The sequence below is a fragment of the Bacteroides bouchesdurhonensis genome (assembly GCF_900155865.1).
GTDB classification, from domain to species: domain Bacteria; phylum Bacteroidota; class Bacteroidia; order Bacteroidales; family Bacteroidaceae; genus Bacteroides; species Bacteroides bouchesdurhonensis.
Genome location: NZ_LT707006.1, coordinates 742,213 through 763,559, shown reverse-complemented (window position 1 = coordinate 763,559; position 21,347 = coordinate 742,213). Strand labels below are relative to the sequence as shown.

At 38.5% G+C, this 21,347-nt stretch carries 17 protein-coding genes and 2 pseudogenes; 14 read left to right on the top strand and 5 right to left on the bottom strand.

Going from position 1 to position 21,347, the window contains the following annotated elements; all coding sequences use genetic code 11:
• Window positions 1–39 precede the first annotated feature (39 nt).
• The 3 genes and pseudogenes from CZ225_RS24140 to CZ225_RS24135 form a co-directional block, all read right to left on the bottom strand.
• A pseudogene (locus CZ225_RS24140) lies at window positions 40–233 on the bottom strand (alpha/beta hydrolase); the annotation flags it as partial.
• Between the two features lie 25 nt (window positions 234–258).
• Window positions 259–429, bottom strand: a pseudogene (locus CZ225_RS23160) (4-carboxymuconolactone decarboxylase); the annotation flags it as partial.
• Between the two features lie 341 nt (window positions 430–770).
• The gene (locus CZ225_RS24135) at window positions 771–1,118 is read right to left on the bottom strand and encodes a transposase family protein (RefSeq protein WP_234982985.1); all 348 of its coding nucleotides are present in this window, start codon (window positions 1,116–1,118) and stop codon (window positions 771–773) included.
• A gap of 549 nt (window positions 1,119–1,667) precedes the next feature.
• On the opposite strand from CZ225_RS24135, the gene CZ225_RS02830 reads away from it, so the two are divergent.
• The 3 genes from CZ225_RS02830 (at window position 1,668) to CZ225_RS02820 (ending at window position 4,908) form a co-directional block, all read left to right on the top strand.
• Window positions 1,668–2,015, top strand: a complete 348-nt coding sequence (locus CZ225_RS02830) for a DUF3795 domain-containing protein (protein ID WP_077152918.1) — start codon at window positions 1,668–1,670, stop codon at window positions 2,013–2,015.
• Window positions 2,016–2,088: 73 nt separating this feature from the next.
• Window positions 2,089–3,609, top strand: a complete 1,521-nt coding sequence (locus CZ225_RS02825; protein ID WP_077155666.1) for a hypothetical protein — start codon at window positions 2,089–2,091, stop codon at window positions 3,607–3,609.
• A 135-nt stretch (window positions 3,610–3,744) separates the two neighbouring features.
• Complete coding sequence (locus tag CZ225_RS02820) at window positions 3,745–4,908, top strand: IS4 family transposase (RefSeq protein WP_077152917.1); 1,164 nt, start codon at window positions 3,745–3,747, stop codon at window positions 4,906–4,908.
• A gap of 173 nt (window positions 4,909–5,081) precedes the next feature.
• Here CZ225_RS02820 and CZ225_RS02815 read toward each other — a convergent pair whose 3' ends face one another.
• Window positions 5,082–6,011, bottom strand: coding sequence for an Abi family protein (locus tag CZ225_RS02815; protein ID WP_316242831.1), 930 nt, complete (start codon window positions 6,009–6,011; stop codon window positions 5,082–5,084).
• Between the two features lie 292 nt (window positions 6,012–6,303).
• Between CZ225_RS02815 and CZ225_RS02810 the strand changes: the two genes are divergently transcribed.
• Complete coding sequence (locus CZ225_RS02810) at window positions 6,304–7,563, top strand: ISAs1 family transposase (RefSeq protein ID WP_234982984.1); 1,260 nt, start codon at window positions 6,304–6,306, stop codon at window positions 7,561–7,563.
• Between the two features lie 422 nt (window positions 7,564–7,985).
• The gene (locus CZ225_RS02805; RefSeq protein WP_077152916.1) at window positions 7,986–8,927 is read left to right on the top strand and encodes a HEPN domain-containing protein; all 942 of its coding nucleotides are present in this window, start codon (window positions 7,986–7,988) and stop codon (window positions 8,925–8,927) included.
• 269 nt (window positions 8,928–9,196) lie between these two features.
• Here CZ225_RS02805 and CZ225_RS02800 read toward each other — a convergent pair whose 3' ends face one another.
• Complete coding sequence (locus CZ225_RS02800; protein WP_077152915.1) at window positions 9,197–9,796, bottom strand: HU family DNA-binding protein; 600 nt, start codon at window positions 9,794–9,796, stop codon at window positions 9,197–9,199.
• A gap of 371 nt (window positions 9,797–10,167) precedes the next feature.
• Here CZ225_RS02800 and CZ225_RS02795 point away from each other — a divergent pair, with 371 nt between their 5' ends.
• The 9 genes from CZ225_RS02795 to CZ225_RS02755 all read left to right on the top strand — a co-directional run bounded on the left by CZ225_RS02795 (window position 10,168) and on the right by CZ225_RS02755 (window position 21,210).
• Entirely contained in the window at window positions 10,168–10,734 is a 567-nt protein-coding gene (locus CZ225_RS02795; protein WP_077152914.1) for a restriction endonuclease subunit S, read from the top strand.
• Window positions 10,724–12,253: a type I restriction-modification system subunit M gene (locus CZ225_RS02790; protein WP_077152913.1), complete on the top strand. Its 1,530-nt coding sequence runs from the start codon at window positions 10,724–10,726 to the stop codon at window positions 12,251–12,253. The genes CZ225_RS02795 and CZ225_RS02790 overlap by 11 nt, the downstream gene beginning before the upstream one ends.
• A gap of 20 nt (window positions 12,254–12,273) precedes the next feature.
• Window positions 12,274–13,107 (top strand): DNA damage-inducible protein D, encoded by an 834-nt coding sequence (dinD, locus tag CZ225_RS02785; protein ID WP_077152912.1) that lies wholly within the window; start codon window positions 12,274–12,276, stop codon window positions 13,105–13,107.
• A 10-nt stretch (window positions 13,108–13,117) separates the two neighbouring features.
• The gene (locus CZ225_RS02780; protein WP_077152911.1) at window positions 13,118–14,299 is read left to right on the top strand and encodes a restriction endonuclease subunit S; all 1,182 of its coding nucleotides are present in this window, start codon (window positions 13,118–13,120) and stop codon (window positions 14,297–14,299) included.
• A 5-nt stretch (window positions 14,300–14,304) separates the two neighbouring features.
• Window positions 14,305–14,781 (top strand): protein-tyrosine phosphatase family protein, encoded by a 477-nt coding sequence (locus tag CZ225_RS02775; protein ID WP_077152910.1) that lies wholly within the window; start codon window positions 14,305–14,307, stop codon window positions 14,779–14,781.
• Window positions 14,782–14,838: 57 nt separating this feature from the next.
• A complete protein-coding gene (locus CZ225_RS02770; RefSeq protein ID WP_077152909.1) occupies window positions 14,839–18,057 on the top strand; it encodes a type I restriction endonuclease subunit R in 3,219 nt (1,072 codons plus the stop codon).
• The gene (locus CZ225_RS02765) at window positions 18,054–18,749 is read left to right on the top strand and encodes a M48 family metallopeptidase (protein WP_077152908.1); all 696 of its coding nucleotides are present in this window, start codon (window positions 18,054–18,056) and stop codon (window positions 18,747–18,749) included. The genes CZ225_RS02770 and CZ225_RS02765 overlap by 4 nt, the downstream gene beginning before the upstream one ends.
• 334 nt (window positions 18,750–19,083) lie before the next feature.
• Complete coding sequence (locus CZ225_RS02760; RefSeq protein WP_077152907.1) at window positions 19,084–19,542, top strand: HU family DNA-binding protein; 459 nt, start codon at window positions 19,084–19,086, stop codon at window positions 19,540–19,542.
• Window positions 19,543–19,671: 129 nt separating this feature from the next.
• Complete coding sequence (locus tag CZ225_RS02755) at window positions 19,672–21,210, top strand: hypothetical protein (RefSeq protein WP_077152906.1); 1,539 nt, start codon at window positions 19,672–19,674, stop codon at window positions 21,208–21,210.
• Window positions 21,211–21,347 lie beyond the last annotated feature (137 nt).

Genomic DNA, 21,347 nt, shown 5'->3' with positions numbered 1-21,347 from the left:
AAAAGATTTTAATCTTTCTTTAGGGAATTATGTCTAAAACTATTTATTTGATAATTGATTCTTCGTTAGCCATTCATTAAGCAATCCCGCCAATTCACCATTATTCAAGTCCTGCATCAAGAAATGCGTATTCCCATAAATCCCGATTTAGGCAGTTCCACCAACGTGGCATTTCCTCCGTGTCAGTTGATGGTTTCCACGAACTTGCGTGCCATTTGAAGACGCACGCGCCAGATGTCGAACCAAAACATTTCATCGGCTACGGGCTTTGTCGTGGTGGTTACCGATGCCTGCTGTGGCTATCAGGAGCTGCCCTGCCTTATGCGAGTGCCAACTGTTGCGACAACCCGGCTCGAAGGTGACGTTTGCCATCGGGACGTTCAACTCTTTCTTCTCTGTTAGAGGGGCGAGCCATACTTCGCCCGTGAAGTTTGGATTGGGGTATACTTCCGTCACGATAAAAGGGAAGCGCACGGAGTTACCGCCGACCACCGAGTTCAGATGGATGCGGCTGTAAACCGTTGCCGTTCCTGCGGCAAACTTCACCTGCACATCGTGTATCTCGGCTTTCTTGTACCAGATGCTACCCGTGCGGATGGTTTCCAAGAGTTCCGCCAGCCGCTCCACATTCTTCTCCGACATCCAGTCCCATTTGCTGTTGGACAAATCCACGATTGCCTCTTCCTCGGCGGCGAATACTTTCTGATTCTCCTGTGCGTTTGCTCCGACTGTTAAAGTCAAGAACCACATTGCTGTAATGACTAATGATTTCATACCGTTCTAATTATTATTGGGTTACGTCCGTTTTCGTACAAGGTACCTCGCATGGCCTTGCCATCAATACAAATGATGTCAGTTGCCGAAGAGGATATTTCCTTGCGGAAAACGTCTGCAAAAGCAGACATTCGCTCAGCCATTTTTTCATCGTCTATGCATTGAAACACACGGCAAAGCGTAGCTTCCGGGGGTAACCCATACGGAAATAGTCCTTTCGCCCGCAGGCGTTTCAAGTGACGTTTGCCAAATTGAAGTATTTCAGCTCTGGTAATACACTTGCTGAGTCTCCCCAATATGACAAGCATGAGTATGTCTTCAAGTTTGTGTTTGAAGTTTCCCATACTTGTTCTGCGGTATTCAGGGGCTGAGGATACAAATTTTCTCAAATATGAGTCAGGATGCTGCCACGAAGACAGTCAAGGTGTTTTTTCTTTAGTAATATTACGTGTAAAAAGTTGTATGTCAGTGGAATAAACCGTATTTTTGCTATCGCAGAAACAAAGGCGGAAAACAATATCAACATCATATTTTATTGAATTCTGCCTATAAAAAAAATAAAAATGAACGATGAGAAGAAACACCTAATGCGGTGCTTCAGCATCGCTGTACGCGAATATAGGGATTTTTACTACAATAACAAGCGAGGAACAATATTTCTTAAATGAAAAAGCCGGGATTCGTAAATTATATTTTCGCTTTCTTTCTTGCAACTTCAACACTTTTGTTATATATTGCCACTCTGTTTCCGTTAAATCAGTCTGATATATTTTTTTTAAGTTTGGTCACTTCAAAGAAAGCAACGATCCGGCTGATACAGAAACTTTAGTAGAAAAAATTTCAGCCATTTTTTAACAGGAACTAAGAACTGAAAGGTCAGAAATAAAAAAACAATGAAACAATTAATTGCATGTTGCGGACTAGATTGCGAAAGTTGCGAAGCCCGCATAGCCACTGTCAAAAATGATAATGAATTAAGAGAAAAGACTGCTCAAAAATGGAGTGAAATGAACAACACACCGGAAATCACAGCAGAGACCATAAATTGTATGGGCTGCCGTACTGATGGGGTGAAATTTGCATTTTGCAGCAATTATTGCGGAATCCGAAAATGTGTATCCGAAAAAGGATTTAATACCTGTGGTGACTGTAAGGAATTGAATCATTGCCAAATAGTTGGTGCTATTTTTCAGCATTCCCCCAACGCAAAAGAGAATCTTCTAGCTTCGGAAACGATCTAAAGACCGATAACTTTGGATGAAGATCACAAAAAAACTTTGTACATTAATTTATCTGATTTATACTCACATCACCATGAAACATATCAAGACATCACTACTAGCAGCCTTTTGTGCTGTTTCTTTATCTATAACCGGGCAGCAATCGTCTTTAAGAAGTTTAGTACCGGATGAACCGTCTAAAGCTCCGGATTACTTATGCACCTGGAATTTGCAAGGCTACGTAGTAAGCTATCAGGGTTCTGACCCAACCAGAGAAGCCATGAACGAGGAATATATGTTTGGTAAGGGTACTTACCAGAATTGGGTAGACTGTTATCCATCTATCCGCAAAGATCTATACTTCGTAATGGACGATTCATGGGATATCCCTAAAGATGTCAATCACACGCCAAATAAGTATTTAGGAACTGTAGAACTAGATCCCGGTCGGTTTCCATCATTTCGTGGAGATGCTGCCAGCCGTTTGAAACAACTGACGGATCGCATCAAAGAAAAAGGATGGAAAGGAGCAGGCGGATGGATTTGTGCACAAAAAGCTGAGATCTTCTCTGATATTCCTGAAGAAGAATACTGGACAGAACGTATCAAGGCTGCAAATGCAGCAGGCTTTGACTATTGGAAAGTAGATTGGGGAGCTCATGAAAAAGATGAAGCATGGAGAAAGATGCTGACTACTATCGGTAAGCAGTATGCACCTCGTTTATGCATTGAACACGCCTTTCAGAATAGTTTTATAGAGTTTAGTGACGCTTTCCGTACGTATGACGTAGAAAACGTGATAGCACAACCGGTCACCATACAACGAATTTGTGATTTACTACCTTACAAAGCGCAAGGAAATGCTAAAGGTATTATCAACTGCGAAGATGAACCATATATCGCGGCCGGATTAGGATGTGCTATCGGAGTGATGCGTCATCCATTTGTCGGGAATCTACCGAATGGAACTCAGGATTTTGTTTTTCCTCCTGCAATACGGGATATGAAACATCGGTTGGACGAGGTCGTTCGTGGAGTAAGATGGCATCGGATAGCGGAACCATTCGGAGTCGGAAAAGAATCGGTGGCAATAGATAACGAAAAGTTAAATGATTATTGGGTTTTGCAAGATCGTGAAACTTGGAATACGAGTCGCCCTGTCGGTACCCGATTAACTGCCGAAGCACCTGCCAGAGTTAGTAGAGGGATGCCTTTACCCGAAGTTTCCGATTCAGGTGAAGATAGACCATTTATTCTTGCTTCCCGTTATCCCAATGGTGCTGTTGCCATTGCCAGCATAGGACGTGCATTAGGTCATGAATACGTTTCGAAAGAAGTTTCCGTAAAAATAGCGGTTGAGAACTACGATTCTCCCATTGGTATCTTCGGTTACTTCAAAGATATTACAATCGTTTTTCCTTCATCTGTGAAATTGAAGAAGCATAAAATCTATGCACAAGATTTGGCAGGGGATATACCGGTGAATATTACCAAAAAAGTTTCAGTAAAAGGGAACTTTTTGACAATACCGGGAGAAGTGATACGTACTGTAGGGTTGATGAACGCATCAAAAGATGATTGTTCGGATCCCGGATTAGTGCTGAGGATTTTCTGATATTAAAGAAAACATTACTGTCCCATTAAAATCTAAAAGAGTTCTTTGAAATATTTGAAATTTAGTTAGTTACAGCGATTCTCCGAGCGAACGGACTTGAATTTGTAGCTTTGCATCAGATTAATCCGATGGCATATGTTCCAAGACAAATACGTTTTCGCTCAATTGGCTTCATTTCTGAATCGAAGTAAGTTTAACCGCATAGTCACCAAGTATGATGGCGACAAATATGTGAAGCACTTCACCTGCTGGAATCAACTACTTGCTTTGATGTTTGACCAACTTTCTAATCGTGATAGTCTACGAGATTTGATAGTTGCTCTTGAAGCTCATTATTCCAAATGTTATCATTTAGGAATGGGTAAAAATGTATCAAAGTCATCGCTGGCAAGAGCAAATCAAGATAGAGACTATCACCTCTTTGAAGAATATGCTTACTACCTGGTTAGCGAAGCACGACAAAAGTGTGCTAATCATATTTTCAAACTTGGCGGTAACGTTTATGCTTTCGATTCGACAACTATTGACCTGTGCCTTTCAGTCTTTTGGTGGGCAAAATTCCGCAAAAAGAAAGGTAGTATCAAAGTGCATACATTATATGAGGTGGAAACACAGATTCCTGCATTCTTTCATATCACGGAAGCATCCGTACACGATTCTAAAGTCATGATTGAAATTCCTTATGAACCAAGCTCTTATTACATCTTTGACCGCGGTTATAACAACTTCAAAATGCTATATAAAATTCATCAAATTGAAGCCTACTTTGTTGTCAGAGCAAAAAAGAATCTCGGGTACAAATCCATCCAATGGAAACGCAGGCTGACTAAGAATGTGCTTTCAGACGCGAGTGTACTTCTGACAGGATTCTATCCTAAACAATATTACCCAGAGCCACTTAGGCTGGTTAAATATTGGGATGAAGAACAAGAACGAGAATTTATATTCATAACCAATGCGATGCATATATCTGCGCTTCAAGTTGCTGAACTTTATAAAAATCGCTGGCAGGTAGAGCTGTTTTTCAAATGGCTCAAGCAGCACCTTAAAATCAAAAGATTTTGGGGAACTACAGAGAATGCTGTTCGAATACAGATATATGCTGCTATATGCGCTTACTGTTTGGTGGCAATCATTCAACACGATATGCAACTGGACAGAAGTACATATGAAGTGTTACAAATACTGAGCATCTCATTGACTGATAAGACTCATCTGAGAGACCTCTTTAATAAAACTAAATTTCAAAATGACAAAGAACGATTCGGACCAAATGGGCCAAGCTTGTTTAATTTTTAATTCGTCCCAATTTTAATGGGAAACTAATGTTACAATATAAGAAAACGCCAATTACATCTCTATATATAAAATCATTCAGGCAAATAAAAACAACAAACCCGATAGTTTGACGAATCAAGGGCTACCGGGACACTGGGATAAACTATTTATAGCATAATAAAACGCTGGGGTTGTTATTTTTCTCGCCAAACAGAGAGCGATTGCCAGTATTTGGGGAATCCCATATCTTTAAGGTCAAGTATACGACAGTCGGATTTGAGCAATTCTTTGATATTCCTTTTAAAGTCGCTTCCGGGACTGATAATATCAAGAATATACGCAACGCAAGAAAGCGCAGCAAATAATTTGTTTGTGCGTATTTGTCCGATTGTTGTTCTATCCATGAACGGATAAAGAGTGTTGTATGGCAGTATCACGCTAACCATAAAACGGCGATTCCACACTCGGCTGTGGTGGGCACAACAATTGCGGAGATTGGAAATAGCGTGAAGCCAGTTCTCCAATATAGCCACTTTTTTCAAACCGAATTGTTCAGTAATGTACTCTTTGCTGTTGTCCAACTTTAAGGATTGGAACAAGCGGCTCAATGTTGCAAACGATACCACTTCGAGTGCCATCCAACTTGGCGGCATCGGGGGATTGTCGTATTTTGATTTGTAGTGCTTAATAAAATCTTCATTACTTCGGTTTACATCAGCATCAACATGATTCATCAAATCGTCATAGCCGAAACGATATAAACTTTCATCATCATACCAATGGCTATCACCTGTGCTTTCAGCATATACCTGTACGATTTTTGTACGCACTGCCACTTCTATTTTTTCAATGGCATTGAAAATAAGAGAACGCAGTCTGCGGTCAAAACAATAAAGGTCTATTATGTCTTTGAAGTGAATATCTTTGCGAGTAAAGTTGTGTTCAGAATCTTCGCCGTTTTCTTGGAACGGATAAGTGTATGCACGAAGCCGATAGTAGCTAATATTATCAAGATAAGCAATAGCCTCGTTTTCATCATCGAAAACAAGCCCTCGTTGTTTTAGCCGTGCGACTTGCTCGGCGAGGGTCAACGGTCTCTTTGTATAATCAATTTTATCAGCCAATCCTATCAAGCTATTATATAAAAACTCGAAGACCTCCCCGGGTGCGCTGTTCTACGGGAAGCGTGGGAGGTCATATCGTGTGCAAAGGTAATACTTTTATTTGATTCTGCAATGGATGTGCCAAAAATATTTTCGGCATTATGCACGGCTTTTTCATTTAAGAAATATTGTTCATCGCTTGTTGTTGTAATAAAAATCCTTATATTCGTGCGCAGCGATGCTGAAGCACCGCCTTAGGTGTTTCTTCTTATCGTTCATTTTTATTTTTTTATAGGCGGAATTCAATAGTGGTATGATGTTTCTATTGTCTTCCGCCTTTGTTTTTGCGACAGCAAAAATACGATTTATTTCCCTGATATACAACTTTTTACGCATAATACTACTAAAGAAGAAACACCTTGACTGTCTTCGTGGCAGCATCCTGACTCATTTGAGAAAATTTGTATCCTCAGTCCCTGAATACCGCAGAACAAGCAGGGGAAACTTCAAGCACAAACTTGAAGACATACTCATGCTTGTCATATTGGGGAGACTCAGCAAGTGTATTACCAGGGCTGAAATACTTCAATTTGGCAAACATCACTTAAAACGCCTGCAGGGGAAAGGGCTATTCCCGTATGGGCTACCCTCAGCAGCTACGCTTTGCCGTGTGTTTCAAAGCATAGACGATGAAAAGATGGCTGAGCGCATGTCTGCTTTTGCAGATGTTTTCCGCAAGGAAATATCCACTACGGCAACTGATATCATTTGTATTGATGGCAAGGCCATGCGGGGTACCTTGTACGACAACGGACGTAACCCTGATATCGTCTCTGCCTACTCACTTGGTTCGGGCCTTACTTTGGCTACTGATATTTGCAAGGAGAAAAGTAATGAAATCAAATCCGTGCCCCGGTTATTGGACAAACTAGACGTGTCAGGATGTGTAGTCACAGCAGACGCCATGTCATTCCAAAAGGTAATAATAGACAAGATTAGAGATAAAGGAGCAGACTTCGTGATCGAACTCAAGGCGAATCAAAGATCTTTGCGCTATGGACTTGAAGATTCTATAAAGACCGCCACCCCGACTGATGTCTACAAGGAAGGTCCATACTTGGAACACGGCAGGATTGAGTCAAGGATATGCCGTATATACCGTGGGGAAGAACTTATTGTGGACAGGGAAAAATGGAATGGCAATTTGACAGTTATAGAAATAGTCACATCTACCGAAAAAAAGTCCGATGGCAGGAGTACATCTGAACAGCGACTCTACATTTCAAGCCTGGATAGCAGTGCAGAGCGGCTTAGTCAGATAACCAAACAGCATTGGGCTATTGAAAGCATGCACTGGGATCTTGACCGCAATCTCCGGCAGGACAGCATAAAGCGTAAGGCTGAACGGGCGGCCAGGAATCTGGACACAATTCAAAGGATGGTGTTGGCATTGATTGCCGTTTGGAAGAACAGAAGGAAAAAAATATCAGATAAGCAAAAGGGTACAGCTGAGATAATAAGGGAACTATCGGTAAGCTTCACTAACGTGTTGCATTTTTTGGCTCAAAAATGAGAAAAATTCAGATTTGACATATTCGTAACGCATTGATTACCAACAACGGGATACCCGCCCATGCCGCACTGGCATGGGTAGGGGGATTGTACCCCTAAATCAAAACTTAAATGAAAAAGCCGTGGGCATTATGAGGGTTTTCGTAATAAGTCATAGTACACTACCTACAGATAACCTAGCTACATGGTTTTATTGCTTAACGCAATAGAAGTTGAGAATAACAGGCTTAACTCTTAACAATTATCGGGAACTATCTGGTAACATTATTCTCAATAATTCTATCTGAATAACATAACTTTATCTAGGATTATTCGGTTCAAGTATGGAGCTAAAAAGAACAAAACAGAGGAATTAAGAGATAGAAATAAGTGATATCTCAATTAATTTGTATTAACTTTGTGATCGGATAAATATCATAACACATGAAAAGGTCAATAAAGCATCTACCTAAACGAACACAGGAAGAGTTAAACACCTTGCTGGAGTTAATTAAACACGATTTTCCGTGGTGCTGTATGGTTGTATTATATGGTAGCTATGCCCGTGGCGGTTACGTCCTGTGGGATCAGAAGGTAGAGTTCGGTGTGAATACTTCCTATCAGAGTGATTATGATATAATGGTAGTCATCCCAAAGCCAAGAATGAAACATGTAGAGGATAGACTAAGAAACCAGATAACTCCTAAATATCACAAAGCTTTTGCCCATCGTCGTCATGCTTCACCACAATTCATTGTTGAATACGTAAATACGCTTAATAAAGAACTTGAACGCAGTCAGTATTTCTTTACCGATATTGTGAAAGAGGGCATCAAGATGTATGACAGCAAAGAATTTAAATTGGCTAAACCTCGTGAACTGTCGTTTAAAGAGATTAAAGAATTTGCAATTAAAGAATTTGATATACATTATCCGCTGGGGGTAAATTATTTAGAACATGGGTATACCGATTATAATAAAGAACGGTATAGAGGCGGTTCATTTCTATTGCATCAAACCTGTGAACGATTTTATAATTCTATCAGCCTTGTATATACAAACTACCGTCTAAAGAGCCATAAACTAGATGAATTGGCAGGTCATGCAAAAGAATTTTCGAGAGAGTTAGCAGTAATATTTCCATCAAGTACAGATTTTGAAAAACGATGTTTTGATCTGCTTTGTCGCGCATATATTGAAGCTCGTTACAATAAAGACTTTATTGTAACCAAAGAAGAGTATGCCTATATGCTCGAACGAATTGAAATATTAAAAGAGATCACCTTCAGAATCTGCACAGAGAAAATAGCCTCTTATGATGCGCTAATTGCGAATGAAAAAACACAATCACAACAAAATCAATTAAACAATCCGACTTCGAAATAAAGTTGATAGAACCTCGGGGCTAATAGCTCAACTGATAATAGCCCGAATCATCTGTCAAATCCACATCAAGAAATAAAAGTTATTCGATTTTCACCATAGAATAACAAATTAATTTCTGTTACCTAACAAAACAACCTCTATAGATATCATCCTCGCGATATAATGACAAATCAACCGAGCTAAGCATGTACTCTTATTATTTTATATTATCAGACTATCTATCATCCAAAGGAGCGGAATTGAAAAATCTCTATCCTTTTTTAATGCCATCACTTTTTCAAATACACCACTGTCTTACCTGCTCCATATTTCCGGATAATTCCTTCATCCTGATATTTCCTGAGAAATTCGACTGCCTTATCCCGACTGATAGCTGCCAATCTCATAAAATCAGCACGAGTAATGCAACCATGTTCATCTATATGCTGCATAAGAAGTGCACGACATTCATCTTCCCCACGAGTATTGTCTGCACGATATGGTGATTCAATACGTTCCAACTGCAACGGCTCCAACTCTTCATAGAATTTCTTATTAACACGAAGGTTCACCTTATTAAGACGGATAGAAGGTGAACGGATTTCTTTCTTCTCCGTCACCGAACGATCACATTTTAATGACAAAGAAAAATATCCCAACTCTCCCACTTCTACGGTCCACCCTTGCGAGAGCCAACGCTGCAATTCGTCTGTCACAGCTTGCAGACAACCTTCAATGGTAGCTTGACTAAAACCATTGGACTTGGATACCAATTCGATAAATTTCTTGGCATCAAGGGTGCCTGATGGAATAACACGCGCGTGAAGCGGTTGTTGTTCCTCCCGTTTCAGCGGATTTCCACTGGCGTAAAGATCATAATAAATGCTCATACTATAATTAATATATAATGGTTCAACAATTAATAGTTTTGTATACACACATTAATTCGTAGAACTATAGTCCTTCGAAGCGACAACTATAGTCTTCGTTTCGTAGGACTATACTTCAACGAAAGGAAGACTATAGTTCAACGAATTAATTTATGCAGTCAAAGATATTACTTTATTCAGAGAAATAACTAAGCTTTTAGGGTTAAACTTCTTAATTGGAATTTCATTAGAGGATAAAAAAGATATAAAACGGGTAACAAAAATAAAGATAAAAAGCAAATCGCATCATTTTGTAGAATTATTACTGAAAATAATTTGTGTAATTGAATAATAATTTATTTCTTTGTAGACGTAATACAAAATAAATCATAATGATTAAATTAAAAGATATAGCAGAAGTACAAACTGGTGTCTATCTCAAGCCATCGCCAGTAGCTAACACTTTGTATCTGCAAGTTAATAACTTCGACAACAATGGGCGTATGCACTCAAAACAAAAACCTGCGATTGCACTTGACAACACAAATAGCAAATATCTTCTCAGAAAGAAAGATTTGTTGTTTGTAGCAAAAGGAACAAATCTTTTTTGTGCCATTTTCCAGACTCAGGAATATAATGCGGTAGCCTCATCATCATTCCTCGTTATAAAAATCATTAACAAAGACAGAGTACTCCCCGAGTATCTATGTTGGTTTTTGAATTTGCCTACGACACTTCAATATTTGAGTCTAAATGCAAAAGGGACCGCAATCCGCTCCATATCAAAGGCAACAATGGAAGAACTAAACATTCCGATTCTTTCTATTGATAAACAAAAAACAATTTTAGCAATAGCCGAACTTCAAAAAGAGGAAGAAAGGTTATATAAGGAGATTATCCGCAAACGCAACCAATTAACAGAATACAAATTAAAAAACATAATAAATAATGGAAACTAAAATTACTCAAGACGATATTAACAAAGTAATCTGGAAGGCATGTGACACATTCAGAGGGGTGATTGACCCCAGCCAATACAAAGATTACATTCTCACCATGCTGTTTTTAAAATACGTAAGCGATGTAAATAAATCAAAGTATCAGGAATATCTTAAAAGGTATGAAGGTGATGAGGAACGTGCCAAAAGAGCCATGCGTCATGAACGCTTTATTGTACCGGAGAACAGTACTTTTGACTATTTATACGAACGTCGCAACGAAACAAATATCGGAGAACTGATAGACATCGCACTTGCCGACCTCGAAAATGCTAATCGGGAAAAACTGAGTAGCGAAGATGGTAGTGGCATATTCCGTAATATAAGTTTTAATAGTAGTAATCTCGGAGAAGCCAAAGATAAAAACACCCGACTGAAAAACCTGCTCATCGATTTTTCTGACGAAAGGTTACAATTTGATGAATCACATTTGGAGAATAACGATGTAATTGGAGATGCTTATATGTATCTAATCGAGTACTTTGCAAGCGGTGCCGGGAAAAAAGCAGGTGAATTCTTTACTCCCAAAGAAGTATCGACTTTATTGGCCAAACTAACTAAAAGCAAACCAGGAGCCAGAATTTGCGACCCAACGTGTGGTTCCGGCTCTTTGTTGATTAAAGCAGGGAAAGAAGTTGGGGGAGACAACTTCTCACTTTACGGACAAGAGCTTAACGGCAGCACATGGGCTTTGGCAATGATGAATATGTTACTACATGGCTTTGACAGTGCCACCATACGTTGGGGTGATACACTTCGAAATCCGAAACTTAAAGAAGGCGATGCGTTAATGAAGTTTGATACAGTTGTAGCCAATCCTCCGTTTTCTCTCGACAAATGGGGAGCCGATGAAGCCGCAAACGATCAATATAAACGTTTTTGGAGAGGTGTGCCTCCCAAAAGCAAAGGAGACTGGGCATTTATCAGTCACATGCTCGAAGTTGCATATGAAGGGCATGGTAAAGTTGGTGTTGTAGCACCCCATGGCGTGCTATTCCGAGGGTCAAGCGAAGGGAAACTACGCCAAAAGACTATTGAAGAAAACTACTTGGAAGCAGTTATAGGTCTTCCGGCTAATCTGTTTTTTGGCACAGGTATCCCGGCAACGATTATAATATTCAATAAAGGAAAAAAGACAGATAATGTACTCTTCATTGATGCCAGCCGTGAATATGAGAATGGTAAGAACCAGAACAAGTTACGTAATCAAGATATTGATCATATCGTTTCCACCTATCGTAAATTTACAGCAGGAGAACTATCACCAGGTGTAGCGGAAGATAAATATGCTTATGTGGCAACGCGGGAAGAAATCGTTGAAAACGATTACAACCTTAATATACCTCGTTATGTAGATACCTACGAAGAAGAAGAGGAAATTGATATTGTAGCCGTGCAAAAGGAGATTGATTCGCTTGAAGCGGAACTTGCCGAAGTACAAACAAAGATGAAAGCTTATCTAAAAGAATTAGGTTATTGACAAAAGAAAACTGATTGAAAATGAAGACAGAAGAAATTAAGCGTTTATTTTCCGACTTCGAGGCAGCTGCTTCAGAACTAGAAGGAGTAGAATGTTGGAGTGCCAGAGAAATACAACATTTATTTGGATACAGTAAATGGGAAAACTTTTCCAAAGTTATTGAAAAAGCAAAAGAATCGTGCAAAAATGCCGGTCAAGACACTGCTGATCATTTTCCTGACGTCAGGAAAACGATCGCCATGCCCAAAGGAGCCGAAAAAGAGATAATTGATATCCTTCTGACACGCTATGCCTGTTATCTGATCGCTCAAAATGGAGATTCTCGAAAGGAGCAAGTTGCTTTTGCACAGACGTATTTCGCCGTCCAAACGCGAAGGGCAGAATTAATAGAGCAACGGTTACTGGAAGTAGAACGTATCAAAGCTCGCATCAAACTACAAGAAACAGAGAAGCATCTTTCCGGCGTTCTATACGAACGTGGTGTGAATGACAAAGGCTTTGCTATCATTCGCTCGAAAGGCGACCAGGCTCTCTTTCGATTGAATACAGCACTCATGAAACATAAAATGGGAGTACCCGAAAAACGCCCCATCGCAGATTTTCTACCGACTATCAGCATAAAAGCAAAGGACTTTGCTGCGGAAATGACAAGTGTCAATGTGCAAGCAAAAGATCTACATGGCGAAACGTCTATATCCAAAGAACATGTTGATAACAATCTCGCAGTAAGAAAAATGCTTTTGGAAAGAGGCATTGTTCCGGAAGATTTGCCAGCAGCGGAAGATATTAAAAAGGTGGTACGTAGGTTGGCGAGCGAGCAGAAAAAGGTGTTGAATAAAAAGGTATCTGACTAAGACTAGGAATATGAAACATAAAAATATACCGAAAGGATATAAAGATTCACCGTTGGGGATTATTCCGAAGGAGTGGGAGGTGAAAAGATTAGGAGAGATATGTTCTCATTTTAAGAGCGGAACAACAATAACCTCAAAACAAATATCCGAAAAAGGAAAATATCCAGTATATGGTGGTAATGGATTACGAGGCTATTCTGATACTTACACACATGATGGAGCATATATATTAATAGGCCGCCAAGGAGCATTATGTGGAAATATAAACTATGTTGAAGGCAGAAACTATATTTCGGAACATGCAATTGCTGTTCAATCTTTCGAAAATATACAATGGTTAAGATATAAACTTGATTATTGGAATCTAAACAAATTCTCTGAATCTTCAGCTCAACCAGGATTATCTGTCGAGAAATTAGTTCGTTACAAACTCACAGTCCCGCCGATTGATGAGCAGAAAAAAATAGCTGAAATACTCAGTGTATGGGATGATGCTATTGAAAAGCAAACAAGACTAATTGATGCACTCATCTGTCGTAAACGTGCTTTAATGCAACAACTACTCACGGGAAAAAAACGGCTTCTTTATTATACTGAACCATGGAAACAAGTAAGACTCGGAAATATATTCTGTGAAGTTAATGCAATAAATGACAAGCAACAGAACTACCCAGTAATGACGATTTCTGCAAAATTAGGATTAGTTTCTCAGCAAAATAAATTCGACAGAATCATTGCGGGGAATAGCCTTAATAAATACACACTATTAAAAAAAGATGATTTCGCATATAACAAAGGAAATTCTAAAACATATCCAATGGGATGCATTTATAAACTAGATGAATACGAATATGCCCTTGTTCCTTTTGTCTATATTTGTTTTCGAAAAACTGCCAAAATAAACATTAGTTTCTATCAACAATGGTTTATTAATCATGGATTAGACAAACAGCTTAAACGAATAATTACATCTGGTGCAAGAGGTGATGGTTTATTAAATGTAGATAGAAAAGATTTTTTCAACACAACTGTTCCTTTTCCGCACTTTACAGAGCAGCAAGTAATCGCTGCTATTCTAGCAACAGCTGATCTGGAAATTGAACTAGTGAAAAAACGTCTTGATCAATTCGGCACTCAGAAACGTAGCCTTATGCAACAATTACTTACTGGGAAAAAAAGAATAAAAACATAAACAATATGAAAGAAATTTATCCCAATTTACACATTGGTTCCCAAGACGATTACGAGAATATTGTCAAACAACAAGATGGTTGGTTTATTATACATGCCTGTAAAGAACCGTATCATCGACAAGCATTAGGATATTCAGGACAAGGTGCACCTAAAACCCATCGTGAATACTTAATAGCTTATCGTGAGAATCACTTAATATTAAATTTGGTAGATGCTCCTAATCCTGCATATATTCCAAAACAAATTATCGACGAAGCAATTAAAGCAATTGACCAACATCTACCTAGCATGAAAGTATTTGTACATTGCAATCAAGGAATGTCTCGTTCTGCTACGATAGGATTATTATATTTACATCATATAAGAGTGATCAATAATAACTTTGCCGATGCAGAAAAAGAGTTTTTAAAACTGTATCCTTGGTACAATCCTGCTAATGGAATGAAAATGTTTGCAGCAGCTAATTGGGATAATTATTAAAATAGAATCTACGAACTCCAAAAGAATAATTAAAGCTGATTATAAAAAACATTCACTATGAACGGAATATCTTTCAAAGAAGACCACATCAGCCAAATCCCAGCTCTCATGTTACTTGAAAAGCTAGGTTATACCTACCTCACTCAAGATGAAGCTTTGGAATTGCGCGAAGGTAACACCTCCAATGTGTTGCTTACACCAATTCTACGCCGTCAGTTGGAACATATCAACACCATACGAGTAAGCTCTACAAAAACCTCTCTATTCACACCGCAGAACATTACAATTGGGATTGAGGCACTCCGAAACGTACCATTGAATGAAGGTTTCATGTCGGCATCGCAAGCTGTTTATGATCTGCTAACAGCAGGAAAAACACTCGAACAAATAGTGGATGGCGACAAGAAAAGTTTCACAATGCAATATATTGACTGGAAGCATCCTGAAAACAATGTTTTCCACGTAACCGAAGAGTTTGCAGTAACACGCACAGGAACAACTGAGACTTATCGTCCGGATATCGTTCTGTTTGTAAACGGTATACCTCTATGTATAATAGAATGTAAACGTCCTGATATAAAAGATTCTATCGCACAAGCTATATCACAACACTTGCGAAATCAAAAAGATGATGGCATACGTTCATTATATCTCTACTCAGCCTTGCTACTTTCAGTTGCGACCCAATCAGCAAGTTACGCAACAACAGCTACCCCAGAAAAGTTTTGGGCAAAATGGACAGAGCAATTTGCCGATAGTACAGAAGAGAATGCACATAAACAAGCACTCTACAACTTAGTTAATATCAAACAGATTAACAACAAACTTTTCTCTGAACGTTTTCACTATGTCCGGCAGCATTTTGAGGAAATATATCTTGCGCCAATCACTCCTTCAGTACAAGATGAATACCTATACTCTCTATGCCGTCCCCAACGGTTACTAGAATTAATGTATCGCTATACGCTTTATCATGATGGAATCAAGAAAATAGCCCGTTATCAGCAATACTTTGCCGTTTGTAAAACCATAAACAGAATCCGTAACATCGAAGGTGGGAAACGACACGGAGGTGTAATATGGCATACCCAAGGAAGCGGTAAATCATTAACAATGGTACTTTTGGCACAAGCCATTGTTTTAGATGAAAACATCCGTAATCCTAAAATCATTTTAGTAACTGACCGGACCGACCTTGACAGACAAATAACAAAAACTTTCACAAAGTGCGGCACATATGTAGAAAATGCACGTACCGGTAGCAAACTGACTGAATTACTCGAAAGCAAAAGTAACGCCGTAATTACAACAGTCATCAATAAATTTCAAACAGCAGTAAAAGGTATAAAGAAACCACTTGCCGATCCTAATATATTCGTACTCATCGACGAAGGACACCGTTCACAATATGATGAAATGGGAACTAAAATGGAAAAGACATTACCGAATGCCTGTTTCATAGCTATGACTGGAACGCCATTGATGAAAAAAGAAAAAAGTACAGCCAAAAAATTTGGAGGTATCATTCTGCCTGTTTACACAGTAGATCAGGCAGTCAAGGATGGTGCAATAGTTCCCCTGCTTTACGAAGGACGCATGATTCCACAAATTGTACACGAAAAGCCGATCGACCTGTACTTTGAGAAAGTCTGTGAACCCTTAAACGAATACCAGCGGGCAGACATGAAAAAGAAATTCAGTCGTGCCGACCAGTTAAACCAAACGGAGCAACGTATTTACGCCATCGCTTGGGATATTTCTATCCATTTTAAAGAAAACTGGCAGGGAACTAAATTTAAGGCTCAACTCGTAGCACCCCGCAAACGTATTGCAATTCTTTATAAAAAGTTCTTAGATGAAATAGGAATTGTTTCTTCAGAAGTCTTAATAACCTCTCCTGATACCCGTGAAGGAGAAGATACCGCATATGGTGATACATCCGACACCGAGATTGCCTTCTGGAAACGCATGATGGATGAACATGGAACAGCTAAAAAATATGAAACAAATATTATTAACCGCTTCCAAGAGAGTGAGAAGCCCGAAATCATAATTGTAGTTGATAAGCTATTAACAGGATTTGACGAACCGAAGAATACGGTTCTGTATCTTGACCGAAAGCTGACTGATCATACGCTATTGCAAGCTATAGCCCGCGTAAACCGTGTTTGTGATGACAAAGATTTCGGTTATATTATAGATTACTACGGCGTATTAAGTAACCTGAATTCAGCTCTTGAGCTGTATTCGAATTTTAATGCCGAAGAATTGGAAGGTACATTTACAGATATTTCCGAAGAAATATCCCAATTACCTCAAAAACATTCAGACCTTTGGAATATCTTTAAGGAAATTGGCAACAAAAAGGATTTAGAAGCTTATGGAGAACTGCTACGTGCAGATAATATCCGTGAAGAGTTTTACGAAAAGCTTACAGCCTATGCAAAAACGCTGAAAATAGCACTATCGGCAATCTATTTCCATAAAAATACGCCCGAAAATGAGATCGAAGTTTACAAGAATGACTTAACCATGTTCTTAAAACTTAGAAGTGCAGTCCAAGAACGTTATTCTGACACCATTAACTTCAAACAGTATGAAAGCCAAATACAGAAATTAATTAATACCCACATAGAAAGTGGAGAAGTGAAAATCATAACAGAACTGGTGAATATCTTCGATAAGGAAAAGTTTGCCCAAGAAGTAGAAAAAGTGACAGGCACCGCAGCCAAAGCTGACACCATCGCATCAAGAACAGCCAAGCACATAACAGAGAATATGGATACCGACCCGGCCTTCTACAAGAAGTTCTCGCAATTGCTTGAAGAAACCATCGCTGCCTATGAGCAAGCCCGAATTGATGAAATAGAATATCTTAAACGGGTGACTGAATGTATGAATAAGGTACTTTCCCACACAGACAGTGACATCCCAGTATCTATTCAAAATAATAATGCCGCAAGAGCTTATTTCGGATTAAGCCTTGAAGTTTATAAAATGATCATGAAAGATGGGGCTGAGATCAACTTGAAAGAAATGGCATTAAATACAGCTAATGCTATAGACACTATTATAAAAGAACATATAATGGATAATGAAATGATTATTATCGATTGGCCTAATAAAGGAAACATTATCGGAAAAATAAAAATTGAAATTGAAGATTATTTAATCGATGAAGTGAAAAGAATGTATAACCTTCCAATTTCATTTGACGATATGGATTTAATAATAGACCGATGCGTAGAAGTAGCAAAATTATGGTTTAAACAATGAATGGTGAGATAACATACGGTACAATATCAATTCAGTATAGCATAAAATTTACCAAACGAAAAACGTTGGGAATTACCGTCACGCCCGAAGGAAAGGTTTTACTTAGTGCTCCTTTAGGTTCCTCACAGGAACTAATTGAGTCAAAATTACTAAAACGTGCCAGATGGATTGTAAAACAACAATCATACTTCCTTTCGTTCGGGACGCACACACCTCCTAAAAAATACGTAAGTGGCGAATCACATTATTATCTGGGTAAACAATATATGCTCAAAGTAATAAATGGAAAAACCAACAGTGCCAAATACAAAGGACGTTATTTTGAAGTGGTGTGTTCGCAAAAACATAAGGCAGAAGAATTAATGAAAAGTTGGTACAGAGAACATGCAAAGATAAAGTTTGCCGAAATAGCAGAACCTATTATCACTCGTTTCGCCAAATATGGAATTTCACCTTCTTCTATCTATATACAAGAAATGGGAAACAGATGGGGAAGTTGTACGCCAAAAGGGAAAATCATCTTAAATACAGAATTGATAAAAGCTCCTAAACCATGTATTGAGTATGTGATAACACATGAATTATGCCACTTATTACATCATGATCACACCAAAGCGTTTTTTGAACTTCTCGAAGCAGAAATGCCCGATTGGAAACGCTGGAAAAATAGATTGGAGAATTTTATGGTTTAAAGAAAATTTCAAATAAAAACCCCACATCAATCACACCTAAAAAATATACCATCAAGAATCATCCGTATTATTTCTATACCCACCATTTAGTCTCGTATAAGAATTTACATTTTATACATTATATAATATACCGTTACATCTCAATAAGGACAGACAACTGGAACATGAAGTTTGCCCATTACAATACTGATTATAAGCTATATAAATCAATTAATAATTTAATTGAGAAACTTTTTTGAGATTTCCCCTTTAATTATTTTCGATTACATATCTTTGCATCGTGATCACAAAACAAAAAAACTAGAAGTATTAACTATTAAAACTATTAAAGATTATGGCACTGAGATATGTAGTCAAAAAAACAACCTTTGGCTTTGATAAGGAAAAAGCCGAAAAGTATGTAGCACGTCCGTTCAATGTAGTGAATGTTGATTTTAAGATGCTATGCAATCAAGTAACAGCTGTAGGATTCGTCCCACGCGGTGTAGTAAAGTCTGTCCTCGACGGATTAATCGATTCCCTGAAAACATATATGGAGATAGGGGCCTCTGTCAGTCTCGGAGAATTCGGAACTTTCCGTCCTTCGTTCGGATGTAAAAGTCAGGATGAGGAGGGAGAAGTGAGCACAGATACGCTAAGAAATCGAAAGATTATTTTCACACCCGGCAGTTTATTAAAAGATATGATAAACAAGGTCAGCATTCAAAAACTGGATACGGCAAGTAAAAATAATACAGTCCCTCCCAGCAGCGGTGGAGAAGGCGGTGGAGAATCACCGGACCCAACCTTGTAAGGTTAGCTTCATTCATTAGTATCAGAAAATCCGGCTTGATTTCGTTCAAGTCGGATTTTTATATTCCTATGATTTGCATTTTCCATATAAATTCCCGAATATTGCGAGGCTAATACTAATGAAATTCCCATGAAAAGAGTCGATTCCGTCATCTCCCTGATATATTCCCTATCAAAAGCTGAAAAAAAGCATTTCTCCCTTTTAGTCGTAAAAGACAAGGATGAGAAAGATTATCTGGTGATTTATGATATTATTATAAAAAGCAAACAACCAAATGGAAATACAATAAAGGAGGAGTTTTATAAACGCAGACCGAATGGATCTTTTGAAGTTTCTATTCAATATTTATATGAGAAATTGACAGATGCCTTACTCATTCTCCGAAAGAAAAAAGACATCTGCTATGACTTGCTCAACAATCTTTGCAAAGCCCGCATGCTCTACGAACGTTCTCTATTTGAGGAATGTTTCGAGATACTATCCGCCACCATTGAGCAGGCACAATATTATGAAAATAATGAGATATTGATCATTGCCCTCAAGCTAGAACTGGAATATCTGCTCCGGCTGAACTTTCCCGGTATGACTGAAAAAGAACTTTTTCACAAACACTTTATGCAAAATGAAGCATTAAAGAAAATCAGAAAAATCACCGAACAATCCTCTCTGCACAATCTTCTAAAATTCCGTCTGGCTCATATCGGATCTATCCGAACAGCCCAACAGAAACAAGACATGAACGATCTCATGGTCAATGAGCTTTATATCGCAGCCTCGTCCGAAACCGAGGGGAACTTTGAATTAAACCGGAATCACAAGCTTTTTCAAGCCAACTATTTAATGATGACAGGAAATTACAAAGCTGCCTTAAACTCATACAAAGAACTTGATCTGTTGTTTGAGAAGAATCAGCAGTTCTGGTCAAATCCACCCATTTATTATCTATCTGTACTCGAAGGAGTACTTAGCAGTTTACGTTTTGTCGGCAACTATGAAGAAATGCCTTATTTCCTCGAAAAACTGAAAAAGCTAATTACAACCACTTCACTGGAATTTAAAGTCAATGCAACTTGTCTGCTTTTTCAATACGAACTTTTCCCGTCACTTGACAAAGGAAATTTCCTGGAATGCACCAAGCTTATGGATCTTTATCACGAACCACTTTACGAAAAAGAAGCATGGTTAAGTCCCATTCGGAAAAGTGAATTATTACTTTATACTACACTAATTCATATCGGAAATCAAGATTACAAAGCTGCAAAAAAACACATTAGCAATGCGATTGTAGACCATAACATCAAGTACCTGCCTTTAATGAGAACCATCCGGTTGGTCCGTTTGATTGCTTATTACGAAATGCAGGAATATGACTTAATCCGGCATGAATCCCGATCCATCAGTCGAGGACTCTCATCTTCTAAAGAACAATCATTCAAAACAGAACACCTCATATTATGGTTTCTGAACAAGAAGAATCTCCCAATCCTACGAAATGAACGGGAACTATTCTGGGAGAAACTAACTCCTGAAATCGAACATTTATTCGATGATAAATTCGAAAACCAGCTACTCCGCATTTTCGACTTTACTGCATGGATAGAATCAAAAATACTCAAAAAAAGCCTGACTGAAACTCTCCAACAGCATATCAATGCAAAAAGGCTATGAGAAAGAAATTTATCTGATAAGAATGACATTGAAATTATATAAATAATCAAAAGAAGTATATCCTTTACACACCCTGAGGAAAAAGAACAATTCGTTAAATGACGTTGTTTAATCAAAGAATAGAATTCATATTCATT